General features: G+C 43.1%; 8 protein-coding genes. 4 read left to right on the top strand and 4 right to left on the bottom strand.

Features of this window, described 5'->3' with window-relative positions:
* Nucleotides 1-58: 58 nt before the first annotated feature.
* The 3 genes from mazG to rlmD all read right to left on the bottom strand — a co-directional run bounded on the left by mazG (nucleotide 59) and on the right by rlmD (nucleotide 4562).
* On the bottom strand, nucleotides 59-862 hold the full coding sequence (gene mazG, locus AB4135_RS00870) for a nucleoside triphosphate pyrophosphohydrolase (protein WP_220738918.1): 804 nt from the start codon (nucleotides 860-862) through the stop codon (nucleotides 59-61).
* A gap of 16 nt (nucleotides 863-878) precedes the next feature.
* Nucleotides 879-3086: a GTP diphosphokinase gene (gene relA, locus AB4135_RS00865; protein ID WP_371989497.1), complete on the bottom strand. Its 2208-nt coding sequence runs from the start codon at nucleotides 3084-3086 to the stop codon at nucleotides 879-881.
* 138 nt (nucleotides 3087-3224) lie between these two features.
* The gene (gene rlmD, locus AB4135_RS00860) at nucleotides 3225-4562 is read right to left on the bottom strand and encodes a 23S rRNA (uracil(1939)-C(5))-methyltransferase RlmD (protein ID WP_371989495.1); all 1338 of its coding nucleotides are present in this window, start codon (nucleotides 4560-4562) and stop codon (nucleotides 3225-3227) included.
* Between the two features lie 97 nt (nucleotides 4563-4659).
* Here rlmD and barA point away from each other — a divergent pair, with 97 nt between their 5' ends.
* Entirely contained in the window at nucleotides 4660-7467 is a 2808-nt protein-coding gene (gene barA, locus AB4135_RS00855; RefSeq protein ID WP_371989493.1) for a two-component sensor histidine kinase BarA, read from the top strand.
* Nucleotides 7457-8065, top strand: coding sequence for a YjaG family protein (locus tag AB4135_RS00850; RefSeq protein WP_371989491.1), 609 nt, complete (start codon nucleotides 7457-7459; stop codon nucleotides 8063-8065). The genes barA and AB4135_RS00850 overlap by 11 nt, the downstream gene beginning before the upstream one ends.
* 69 nt (nucleotides 8066-8134) lie before the next feature.
* On the opposite strand, the gene AB4135_RS00845 is transcribed toward AB4135_RS00850, so the two are convergent.
* Nucleotides 8135-9040, bottom strand: a complete 906-nt coding sequence (locus tag AB4135_RS00845) for a LysR substrate-binding domain-containing protein (RefSeq protein WP_371989490.1) — start codon at nucleotides 9038-9040, stop codon at nucleotides 8135-8137.
* 144 nt (nucleotides 9041-9184) lie between these two features.
* Here AB4135_RS00845 and AB4135_RS00840 point away from each other — a divergent pair, with 144 nt between their 5' ends.
* Both AB4135_RS00840 and recN read left to right on the top strand, forming a co-directional pair.
* Nucleotides 9185-10138 carry an AEC family transporter gene (locus AB4135_RS00840; protein ID WP_371989488.1) on the top strand — a complete coding sequence of 318 codons (954 nt, stop codon included), beginning with the start codon at nucleotides 9185-9187 and terminating at the stop codon, nucleotides 10136-10138.
* 258 nt (nucleotides 10139-10396) lie between these two features.
* A complete protein-coding gene (gene recN / locus AB4135_RS00835) occupies nucleotides 10397-12058 on the top strand; it encodes a DNA repair protein RecN (RefSeq protein WP_371989486.1) in 1662 nt (553 codons plus the stop codon).
* The last annotated feature ends 40 nt before the right edge of the window (nucleotides 12059-12098 follow it).

Below are 12098 nucleotides of genomic sequence, written 5' to 3'. Positions count from 1 at the left end.
GCAATATTATACCAAAGCATCACCGATTCGACAAACTAGAATTAACCTAAAATTCAGTTTATTTACTCTTCTCGCTCTGTTTAACCTTATCCCAGTATGCATCAAGCTCGTCTAATGTATGTTTATCGAAGCCTCTGCCATCTTGCTCAACACACTCTTCGACACCGCGAAAGCGTCTTTCAAACTTTTGATTTGCTTGCCTTAAGGCCTTTTCTGGCTCGACACCTAAATGCCTCGCGAGGTTTACAACAGCAAACAATAAATCGCCCATTTCATCTTCAACTTTGCTTTGGACAACCTTTTCCTGCTCCACCTCAAATAGCACTTCATCTATCTCTTCGTGGATTTTAGCAACCACTGGAGGTAAATCAGGCCAATCAAATCCTACACGAGCCACTCTTTTTTGAATCTTTATCGAGCGAGAAAGCGACGGTAAGCTCAAGGGAACGTCATCTAACACAGAGTGCAGTTCTCGCTCTGCGCGTTCGGATTCCTTAATTTGTTCCCAGTTGTGTTTAATCTGCTCACTGCTAGTATTTTCCAAACCGGCAAATACATGGGGATGTCGGCGGGTTAACTTGTCGCAAATACGGCTAACGACAGTATCAAAGTCAAACATGCCCTGCTCTTTGCCTAGCTGGCAATAGAACACGACTTGAAACAGCAGATCGCCTAACTCATCAGGCAACTCATCAAGCGCCAAACGCTCAATCGTATCCGCCACTTCATAAGCTTCTTCCAAGGTAAACGGCACGATGGTTTGGAAAGTCTGCGCTTTATCCCAAGCGCAACCAGATTTTGGGTCGCGCAGCTTTTGCATAATGGTTAGCAAAGGCTGCATGTTTCCGGTTTGCACTGTCATAACTTCTGTTCTGCCTTTATACTCTGCGCGCTTCGCTGACACCGTCAACCTGCGACAGCTTGGCAATCACCCGAGATAAGCCATCAAGGTTATACAGTTCGAGTTCAAGCTCAATGGCTGCTGTTTGGGTTTTTACATCTGATGAAGATGTCATCGATAATACGTTAGACTTTTCTGCAGCTAATACTGAGGTCAGGTCTCTTAGTAATCCAGATCTATCACTTGCAATAACCCGTATACGTATTTTGTAGCCACCAGAGTAATTCTCTCCCCAAACCACTTCAACAGAGCGTTCAGGATGAGCACGAATAAGCTCTTTAACCTGATCACAATCGGCGCGGTGCACAGAGATCCCTCGGCCTTTGGTAATAAAGCCAAAGATTTCATCACCCGGTACAGGCTGACAACACTTAGCAATGTGGCTCATAAGATTACCCACACCATTAACCTCTACCTGACCTTTACCTTTGCGAGCAGGCTTGCTTTGGCTCTTTTTAACCAGATCTTCGAGCACTTCTTCATCAGATAGCTCGTTGGTGCGCAGCTTGCTTTGTACGTGGTTAACCACTTGATTAAGACGCACATCGCCACCGCCAATACCAGCAAGCAGATCGTCCATACTGACCATATTGAAGCGCTCAACTGCTGATTGAGCATCTTTAATTTTTAAATTGGTGCGCGCAAGTTCCGTTTCTAACATCTCCCGACCAGCGACAATGTTCTTATCTCTGTCTTGTTGTTTGAACCAGTGTTGGATCTTAGAGCGTGCTCGCGATGTTTTGATGTAACCCAAATTAGGATTCAGCCAGTCTCTTTTCGGGTTAGGATGCTTGGAGGTAATAATCTCTATACGCTGGCCAGTTTCAACTTGATAAGTAAATTGTACAATACGGCCGTCAACCTTAGCGCCGATGCACTTATGGCCAACGTGTGAGTGAATATAGTAAGCAAAATCTAACACGGTTGAACCAAGAGGTAAGTCGACAACTTCGCCGCTTGGAGTAAACACATAGACACGATCTTCAAACACTTGGCTACGCACTTCATCAACTAAATTGCCGCTTTCGGCAACGTCTTCTTGCCATTGCAAAATCTTACGTAACCAGTTGATTTTCTCTTCATAGCCACTTTGCTTACCGCTTGCACTGCCCTCTTTGTACTTCCAGTGTGCAGCCACACCTAGCTCTGCATCTTCATGCATCTGTTCGGTGCGGATTTGAATCTCGACAGTTTTGCCTTCAGGCCCGACAACTATCGTGTGGATAGACTGATAACCGTTCGGTTTCGGATTCGCTACGTAGTCGTCAAACTCACGGGGGATGTGATGCCACAGTGTATGTACAACGCCCAAAGCGCCATAGCAATCTTGTAGTCTGTCGGTAACAATTCTTACCGCTCGAACATCAAACAGCTCATCAAACTTAAGCTGCTTGCCATTCATCTTTTTCCAGATACTGTAGATATGCTTAGGTCGACCATAAACCTTGGCACGGATTTGGTCTTTGTCTAACCGTGCTTGTAGTTGACTGACAAAATCATCGATAAAAGTTTCTCTATCGATACGCTTACCGTCCAGTTGCTTAGCGATATCTTTATAGGTTTGCGGATGCAGGTAGCGAAAAGAGATATCTTCCAGCTCCCATTTTAACTGTCCAATACCTAAGCGGTTTGCCAACGGCGCATAAACATCAGCAATCTCTCTGGCAATGAGTACTTTTACCTCTTCATCGGCATTCTTTATCTCACGCAATAAGCAGATACGCTCGGCGAGCTTAATCACCACAGCTCGCACATCTTCAACCATCGCCAATAACATTTTGCGGATATTGTCGATTTGCGGTTCGCCATTTCGAGTTTGGTTATCCACCTTCAATGCGCCAATCGCATTCATGGTTTGGACACTAGAAACTAAAATCTCTAATTTGGGTCCAAAGCGCTCTTGGATCTCCTCTTGCGAGATCAAGTCTGCATCAAAAACAACAAACAAAATGGCCGCTTGTAGGGTCTCAATGTCCATATTAAGCGGAGCTAAGATCTCTATCATCTCTCGGGCACGTTCGAGCACTGGCGCTTTGATCTCTTTATCTTGACCAACTAACAGCTCCACCTGCTCTATTAACTCCAAAAGAGTTTTGGCTTCGTTGGAATCACTTATATAACGTTTCACCCACTCTTCAAGTTGAAAGTCAGGGTCGCTAAAATGTGCTTCACGAACTGATACCATTATCTGTTATTCCTTTAAAATCCTAAGGCTGATTAACTTAAAATGGTTAATCTTATCCTTTTAAAATTAAGACTCTCTATCTTCAGCATTCAGCGTTTTTTGTCAATGAACAAAGGCTGACTATCGTAACTAAAAGTGTCATTTGCCAAGTTCAAATAGTGCCATCGACTCCAAATGGTGTGTTTGCGGAAACATATCCACCATTGCAATCTTTTTCAGTGTGTAACCTTGTTTTAAAATCACTTCGCTATCACGCGCTAAACTTGCAGGATTACACGATACATAAACCAATGCTTGCGGCTTTAATTTTTTAAGTGACAACATACTCTCATAGGCACCAGCTCTTGCAGGATCGATCAGCATCTTGTCGACTTTTCCCAACCATGGCTGTTGTGACAAATCGGCACTTAAATCTGCATGGTAAAAAGACACTTTATCTAGCGCAGCCCCTTTAGCATTAATCGTGGCCTGCTCAACCATTGCCGGCACACCTTCAACACCTATAACTTCAGCGCCACTTTTAGCGAGGGGCAAACTGAAATTACCAATCCCACAGAACAGGTCAAGCACTCGCTCATCGGCTTGTGGTGCTAGCCAATCCACCGCTTGTTTAACCATTGATTGGTTGACCGATGCATTGACCTGAATAAAGTTACCCGCTGAAAATTTAAGCTCCGCATCACTATCATTAAAGCCATAAAAAGGCTGCAGTCCGTGACCACTTAAATGCTCGGTGTTGGCATCATCATCTTGTAGCAATATATTAAGCGAGTGGCTTGTACCAAACTCGCCTAAACGTAGGCGATCTTTATCCGATAGCACTTTAGTGACTCGCAGCACCACAAAGATACCATTATCAGCCAGTGTGAGTTCAACATGGCCGAGCGCTTTTTTACCACTTAATTGATTAAGTAGGAAAGCCAGTTCTGGGATCAAAGCTGACAGTGGTTTAGCCAACACTGCACAAGATTGGATCTCAACCACATCACTGCTACTGCTTGCACGGAAACCTAAACTAATGTGCTTGGTTTTTTTATCAAACCAGGTCGCTAGACGAGCACGTCTGCGATAGTGCCACGGCGAATCGCTTATGGTTTCGCATATTTGGCTTGCCGTTGTTTGAGCAAATTTAGCCACTAACTCATGTAACGCTTTCGCTTTATGTGCGCGCTGTGACTCGACATTAAGGTGCTGGAGATCACAGCCACCACACTTTTCATAATGAGCACATAATGGTTGAACACGTTCACTCGAAGCAGTTTCCACTTTGAGTAATTTAGCTCTAGAAAACTTCTTCTTCTGCTCAGTCAGTTGTACCTGCACGGTTTCGCCTGGCAATGCACCATTGATAAACACAATCTTGCCTTGATGGTGAGCGATACCTGCGCCAAGGTGATCTAACTGAGTAACATTCAAAGATAACTTTGACGATAATTGTTTAGATCTATTTGGTTTTGCTTTAAAAAATTGTGCCATTTTACTCTCTAAATAGATAAAAAAACTGGCCAACACAGGCTGTTACTGGCAGTCTATCGAATACTCACACTATATTTATCGGTAACGCAATCATCTCATGAATGAAGCCAACAATATGACCAAATACAGCCTACGTTCATGGGTTCTGGTATTGGCGTTAGCTCCAACTATTTTAGTGGGTATTTTATTGGGCAGCTATTTTACCATAAATAGATTCTATGAACTTGAAGAAACGCTCATCGATCAGGCGAGCAATATTATCGAACCACTGGCGATTGCAGCAGAGGTAGGTTTAGACAGTAAAGATTTTGAAACCACCAAGCGATTAATCACTGCCGCTCAGCTCAATAAAGCCTCTTTAGTACAATTCATTGCCATTTTTGACGTCAATAACCGTGTTGTGGTCACCTCGCATCATTACAAAAATCATGAAGTCATGCGCTATGACAAGCCATTAAGCTCAATGCTAAGAACCGAACTTGAGCAAGTTGGCGACAGTATGATTTTACGCAGCCCTATTTTTAATAATAGTGCCATCAAGCCTATCGATACCTTTGATGAGAACAACCAGCGCATTGAGCCTGAGGTAATAAAATTAGGCTACATATCAATATTGATCAACAAAGAGAACGCTCTGCTTGAGCAACATCGTGCGGCTGTTGCAGCGTTTATTATTGTGTTAATAGGAGTTCAACTAAACCTTTTCTTTACTTTTAGACTGGTGAAAAACGTCACCCAACCCATTACTGAAATGGTACGAGTTGTCGCCAAAATTCGAGAAGGTAAACTGGATACTCGCCTAACAGGCAATTTGATTGGTGAACTCGATCTCCTCAAACGCGGTATTAATGCCATGGCTGGCTCTTTGTCTGAATATCATGACGAGATGCAGCAAAATATTGACCAAGCCACATCGGATCTACGTGAAACATTAGAGCAGATTGAGATCCAAAACGTCGAATTAGATATGGCCAAAAAGCGTGCGTTAGAGGCCAGTCGGATAAAATCCGAATTCCTTGCCAATATGTCGCATGAGTTACGTACCCCACTTAATGGTGTGATTGGTTTTGCTAAACAACTGTTGAAAACACCACTGCACTCAAGCCAGCAAGACTACATTCGCACAATTGAGCGCAGTGCAACAAATCTATTGAGTATCATTAACGATATCTTAGATTTTTCAAAACTCGAAGCCGGTAAAATGGTGTTAGAAAACATGCCATTCTCGCTGCGGGAGATCATCGAAGAAACGGTGACGATGCTCTCTAGTGGTGCCAGAGAAAAAGAGATCGAACTGGTGATCGATGTTGATCCACGTATCCCAGAGGATGTCACTGGCGATGCAATGCGTTTTAGCCAAATTATTACTAACTTAGTGGGTAATGCCGTTAAGTTTACTGACAGTGGTAGCGTACAGCTAAAAATGCAACTCGAGGAGATAGCTAACGGTAAAGTGCATGTCCGCACAGAAGTCATCGATACTGGTATCGGTATCGACTCCGAAAAGTTAGCCTCTTTATTCCAAGCTTTCGGTCAAGCCGACTCTTCCATCTCACGGCGCTTTGGTGGAACAGGTTTAGGGCTTGTAATCACCAAGCGTTTGGTTAATCGAATGGGCGGCCAAATTGGTTGCAACTCGGAACCACAACAAGGCTCAACCTTTTGGTTCTCTTTACCGCTAAATTTAAGCCAATACCCTATTAGTGATACCTTACCAATAGGCACGCTAAAAAATAAGAGCATTCTATTATTCGAGCCAAACCCATTATCACATCACGCTATTGAACGAATGCTATTACGTTGGGGATTAAAGGTCACCAATGCTGCGACTAGCAAACAATTAGAATTTATTGTCACTCAGTCAAGTCACTTGTTCGACTATGGCCTGTTTAGCTGCAAAGGCTTGGCGGCTTCAGATAGCGCAGCCGAATTACTAAAGGTGACGAAACCTAAGATCAACTACCTAATGTTGATCACCAATTGTGTCGAAAGCGAAGAGGTATTCTCTCAACTTCGCCCTTACATCGATAAGCAACTCACTATGCCTATCGGAGAGAAAAGGCTGTCTAGTAGCTTAATAGATCCGCAATCAAGCTTAGAAGCTGAAGCTTTGCCACTGCCGATGCCATTTACGACTCCCGAAGCAAAGGAGAACTTAACGGTACTCGCTGTTGACGACAATCCAGCCAATTTGAAGCTAATTGACACCCTACTTAAGGAACTAGTAACTCAAGTTCATATAGCTGACAACGGTGATGCAGCCGTACAGCTGGCAAAGCAGCGCAGCTTTGACCTCATCTTTATGGATATACAGATGCCGGGTACCGACGGTATTAGTGCCACTAAACAGATAAGACAAAACTCAGCCAACCGTAACACCCCAATCATTGCGGTTACCGCACATGCTATTGCCGAAGAGCGTGAACGCATATCCTCAAGCGGGATGGACGGTTATCTGCCTAAACCTATTGATGAAACAGCGCTTAAAGATGTTATTCACAAATGGAAGAACAAACCTAAGTTCACTCATTTTGACCAACGCACCCTAAACTGGGAGCTATGTTTGACCCAGGCGAATAATAAGCCAGACTTAGCACTCGATATGCTTAAGATGCTATTAAAATCGTTGCCTGAGTCGGTTGAGCATATAAATAGTGCGCTGGCGAGCTTCGATCAACAAGGCATGTTGACCTGTATACACAAGCTACACGGAGCCAGTTGTTATTGCGGCGTGCCGACTACACAACAACTTTGCCAAGAGATTGAATCAGGATTGAAGAAAGGTATTGCAGTAGAAGACGTAGAACCTGAAATCCTTGAGTTACTTGATGAGTTAACTAAGGTAGAATCAGCGGCTAATCAAGTGATCACCCAGCTATCAGTGGATGTAAAAGATGACAAATAAGACGGGCTTTTTTCAACGCCTTAAAGGGCTAACGCTAGCACAAAAGAAACTTTTTGCTATTGCACTCTGTCAACGTATGCTGCCCAATTATCAGCTTTTTTCTGAAGTGTGTGAATTTGGCAACCCCAAAGTACTCGATACACTGCTAAACCTACTTTGGCAGTCTATGTATGACAATAAGCTTAAGCTAAACATTGAGCTACAAATGGAACGTATTGAAGAGAATACTCCAGAGCCCGCTGATTTTGACGTCTATGGCGTTTATCCTGCAATGGACGCAGCGGTAGCATTGACCTCTTTACTCAGTGCATTAGAGAGCAAAGTAGAGGAAGATATTACCAATATCAGTAAGTTATCATCAGCTACAGTTGCCAACTATATTGAAGCGACCTGCGAGCAAGAGTTTGATAAAGAATCTGAATTAGATGACTATATTTTCAACCATGAAGTAATGGTTGAAGAAAAAGAGATGCAAGCAATCCTTCTACAAGCAATCGAAGAAAACCCTTTCCTAAAGGCCGACTTCGTCAAAGAGTTACGCCGCGAAATAGTCACCGTTGGCATTTCAAATATCGGCATTAGCCACACAGAAGCTTAAACAAAAAACAATACTAAAAAGCCGTTCACTGAACGGCTTTTTTATTGTTCGCTGTTATTTTTAATCAGCCTATTTGCTTTCCATCGAGAATAGCTGCTCCGCTTTCGAATGCATGAACTCGATAAACAGCTTTACCTTCAATGGCTGATGACTACGCTGATGATATAAGATCGAGATCCTTCTTTTTTCACCAATCCACTCAGGCAACAAGCTCTGTAGCTGACCAGAGTTGAGCTCATTTTTTACAAACAGTGCTGGGCCATACAGTATTCCACCATTATCCACAGCCGCTCTGACTGCACCATTGAGCTCACTCAATGTTAACTTAGCGGGTCCATCATAGTAAAAGCTCTCTCCTGATGGGTGCTTAAGTGTCCAGTTAAAAAGTGGCCACACTTTTATCAGTGCATGATTGTCCAGTTCGCTAGGGTGAGTAAAAGGAGCTGCACTTGCAATATAATCAGGCGATGCGAACAGACCGTAGTTAAGCACGCCAAGAGAGCTTGAGATCCAAGAGGAATCCGGCTGAGTACCTCCAACAATCGCAACATCAACGCCTTCATCAATCAAATCAATCACGTTATTGTTTTGCACAATATGCAACTGAATATCAGGGTACTTCTCACAAAACTCATTAATAGCATGGATGAATATCATCGAGATAATTGATACAGGCGCTGCAATTCTAAGTGTACCTTCAGGCCTATCGACCGCTGCGCCACGAATGCTATCAAACTGAGACACAATAGCTTGATACTGCCGAAACAGTGCTATCCCCTCCTCGGTTAAACGTAGCTTACGTGTATTACGCATTAACAGTTGTTTATCGAGCAGTGTTTCCAATTTTGTCAGTTTACGACTCACAGTTGCAATTGGCATCTCAAGCTCTTTCGCAGCTTGAGAAAAGCTTCCCGCATTAACTAGGTGAACGAATTGGTAGATCAGCTGTAGTTCCAATCCAAAATTGCTATTCATCGATAAAACCTTAGCGTTTAAAACAAAAAGTGACGAGCGGCTACGACCTAAGGTCAATAGTATACCAAAGAGCAACTATGATAGTGTTCTAGCTCAATGTTAAGCGTAATTAACGTATATTACTCCAAGTGAATAGAGAACAGCATGCCAGCAGTATTGACGCCGCTCCTCGCCGTATTTGGCATTATGTTGATTGGAACTTTGGTACAGAAAACAAAGCTATTACCGTTTGAGACTGACCAAGTATTAAACCAATATGTTTACTATATTGCGTTTCCGGCCATCATGCTTATCACGCTGGCACAAACACCTATCAGTGACATTCTCCACTGGGGCTATATTGCAGGTTTTAGCGTTGCGATGCTAATGAGCTATGCAATAACATTAGTCATCTCATTGCTTGTAAGCCCAACAAAAAAAGCCGTCGCAACCATGCGAGCACTTAATGCCACCTTTGGTAATACCGCTTTTATTGGTATGCCACTGATGGCAATACTGTTTCCTGGCAACCAAATGGCGTTAGCTGCCGCTGCTATTGCCAGCCTATTATCGGTGATAATTTTCGCTACTGCGTTAGTCTCTTTAGAAGTCATCAATAACAATCAAATTTCAGCAGTAAAAGTCGTGACTCTCGCCTTAATTAAAAACCCTATCGTTGTCGGCAGTTTTATTGGAATAAGCCTATCGGCGTTAGCAATAACATTGCCAGATAGTCTGGCGCTTATTATTCACCAACTCGGTATGACATCGAGCCCTTGTGCACTATTTGCCATCGGTATGGTATTAGCTAAATCTGGGCAACACCAAACATCAAAGCAGCTTATAAACTATCAGCAGTTAAGTGATATCAGCGCAGTCAACATGATAAAGCTATTCATACAGCCTTTTATAACCTACTTACTGATGACAAGCTTACAAGTGGAACCACAGTTAATTTCGATGGGCGTGATGCTTGCAGCCCTGCCAACTGCAGCAAGTGTTTACTTACTCGCTCAGCGTTACCAGACTCAAGTGATCACTAGCGCTCAAGGCATACTATTTGGAACACTTGTCACTTTTATTAGCTTGCCCTTATTAGAAGCGTTCTTATTAGGTTAAAACAAAATAACCTTCATTTATTATCGCTACCACAACGCCTACTAAGTGCAGTGTCATCAACTAGAATAATATTTAACGATAATGACGATTCAGTCTCCATCTAAATGAGACTTAAGCACCAACTAACAAAAATCAAACTAAATTAACAACTTAAAATATCACAGACTAAACATTGCTTGATTTAGCAACAAATGGTTTACTGTATAGAAAAACAGTATATACTGTTTATCAATACAGTGTTTTGGATAGGACATCACTATGCTTTGCCAACTCAGCATTAACAATTTTGCTATTGTGCGTTTTTTAGAACTCGATTTTAAAGCCGGAATGACCAGTATTACCGGTGAAACGGGTGCAGGTAAATCTATTGCGATTGATGCATTAGGCCTATGCCTGGGCAATCGAGCTGACGCCAATACTATTAGGCCCGGTGCCACAAAAGCTGAGGTTAGTGCTCGCTTCTCCCTATCTGATATCCCTCTGGCTAAACGCTGGTTAGAGGATCATGATCTCGAACTAGACAATGAGTGTATCTTAAGACGTACGATTAACAGTGATGGCCGTTCTCGTGCATACATTAATGGTAATCCAGTACCACTAGCCCAAATTAAATCTCTAGGGCAGCTGCTTATCGGGATCCATGGCCAACATGCTCACCATGCAATGCTAAAAAGTGAGCACCAGCTTACATTGCTCGATAGCTATGCCAACCATAAAATGCTGCTTGAGTCGGTCTCCGCCAGTTATCACCGCTGTAAAACGATAGAGAAAGAACTGCAGCAGTTAGAGCTTGCTCAACACGAAAGGTTAGCACGTAAGCAATTACTGCAATACCAGGTGGAAGAGCTTAACGAGTTTGCCATTAGCGAAGGTGAATTTGAGACCATTGAGGCGGAACATAAAAAGCTTGCCAATAGCACGGCATTAATAGAGTTATGCCGCAGCCAATTACATATTTTGCAAGAAAATGATCAAGGCAGTGTTGAGTCCCTACTCAATACCTCTATCAGCCAAGGGCAAGATTTAGAGAGTTATGATGCAGAGCTTGGTAGCGTCGTTGCCATGCTAAATGAGGCGCTGATCCAAGTACAGGAATCCAGTAGCGAACTTGAGCGTTATCTAGACGGCTTAGAGTTAGATCCTGAATACTTTGAGCAGTTGGAGTTACGCATTTCTAAGGCACTGCAATTAGCGCGCAAGCACCATGTCAATGCCGCGGAGCTATATGCTCATCATCAAGCCCTATTAACAGAGCTTAATGATTTAGACTCCGATGAAGATAAACTTGATGAAATCCGTAATCAACTTAATAACAGTCAACAAGCCTATTTAAACCATGCAAAAAAGCTAAGCCAAAGCCGCAGCCGCTATGCGAAAGAGCTTGATAAAAAGGTTACCCAATCGATACATGAACTCAGTATGCCAAAGGGTAAGTTCAGCATTGCGGTCAGCTTTAATGAAAGCGTAATTAGCCCCCATGGCTGTGATGGAATAGAATTTTTAGTCACCACCAATCCCGGACAGCCGTTACAACCAATAGCGAAAGTTGCCTCTGGTGGTGAGCTATCTCGTATTGGGCTAGGTATTCAAGTGATAACAGCGAAGAAAGTAGCAACACCGACACTAATTTTTGATGAAGTTGATGTAGGGATATCAGGCCCAACAGCGGCGGTTGTTGGCCGAATGCTGCGCAGCCTAGGTGAGTCCACACAAGTATTTTGTGTCACCCATTTACCACAAGTTGCTGGTAACGGTCATCAACATATGTTTGTAAACAAAAGCAGCAAAGCAGGAAAGACAGAAACCTCGATGGTGCAGTTAGATAAAGAGCAACGCGTTGAAGAGCTGGCGCGCTTATTAGGCGGCGATACCATCACTAGCAACACCTTGGCTAACGCTAAAGAGCTACTGCTAAGCTAGGTGTTATTGAGCTCAGTTGCAGGGTAAGACAATAAAAAAG

The sequence above is a fragment of the Shewanella sp. 10N.286.54.B9 genome, from assembly GCF_041468565.1.
In the GTDB taxonomy this organism is placed as follows: domain Bacteria; phylum Pseudomonadota; class Gammaproteobacteria; order Enterobacterales; family Shewanellaceae; genus Shewanella.
Note: the sequence above shows the minus strand (reverse complement) of the source record. Positions and strands in the feature narration are given on the sequence as shown.

What these genes read in the sequence shown, in the direction of transcription:
- barA (WP_371989493.1), top strand. Translation starts at nt 4,660, where the DNA reads ATGAATGAAGCCAACAATATGACCAAATACAGCCTACGTTCATGGGTT.
- mazG (WP_220738918.1), bottom strand. Translation starts at nt 862, where the DNA reads ATGACAGTGCAAACCGGAAACATGCAGCCTTTGCTAACCATTATGCAA.
- AB4135_RS00845 (WP_371989490.1), bottom strand. Translation starts at nt 9,040, where the DNA reads ATGAATAGCAATTTTGGATTGGAACTACAGCTGATCTACCAATTCGTT.
- AB4135_RS00840 (WP_371989488.1), top strand. Translation starts at nt 9,185, where the DNA reads ATGCCAGCAGTATTGACGCCGCTCCTCGCCGTATTTGGCATTATGTTG.
- relA (WP_371989497.1), bottom strand. Translation starts at nt 3,086, where the DNA reads ATGGTATCAGTTCGTGAAGCACATTTTAGCGACCCTGACTTTCAACTT.
- AB4135_RS00850 (WP_371989491.1), top strand. Translation starts at nt 7,457, where the DNA reads ATGACAAATAAGACGGGCTTTTTTCAACGCCTTAAAGGGCTAACGCTA.
- rlmD (WP_371989495.1), bottom strand. Translation starts at nt 4,562, where the DNA reads ATGGCACAATTTTTTAAAGCAAAACCAAATAGATCTAAACAATTATCG.
- recN (WP_371989486.1), top strand. Translation starts at nt 10,397, where the DNA reads ATGCTTTGCCAACTCAGCATTAACAATTTTGCTATTGTGCGTTTTTTA.